This window comes from Streptomyces carpinensis (assembly GCF_002154505.1).
GTDB lineage: Bacteria > Actinomycetota > Actinomycetes > Streptomycetales > Streptomycetaceae > Streptomyces > Streptomyces carpinensis.
On sequence record NZ_MUBM01000493.1, the window covers coordinates 326 to 597 of the forward strand.

1 pseudogene is annotated in these 272 nt (G+C 72.1%); it reads right to left on the bottom strand.

The window, feature by feature from the left end:
• Window positions 1-202: pseudogene (locus tag BZY54_RS54180) on the bottom strand (CocE/NonD family hydrolase); the annotation flags it as partial.
• Between the last annotated feature and the right edge of the window lie 70 nt (window positions 203-272).

Consider the following 272-nt stretch of genomic DNA (forward strand, 5'->3'; position numbering starts at 1 on the left):
AGTGCTGGGTCCACACCGAGCCCTCGGGGACACGGTCGTTCTCCTGGTGCGTGACGGGGTCGGTCGCGGTGGCGACCGCCGCCGTCTCCCCTTGTGCCGCAACGCCGGGCGTTGCGGCGGCGGGGCCGGTGAGCGCACCGGTCAGTGCCAGGGTGGTGACAAGCGCTGAGGCGGCCCAGGCAGCCGCGCGACGTCTTTTCACATGCTCCTCCCGGAATGACGAGTTACGGGGTGGTGCAGGTGGTGCCTGTCGTGCAGCGGCCCCTGGCCCG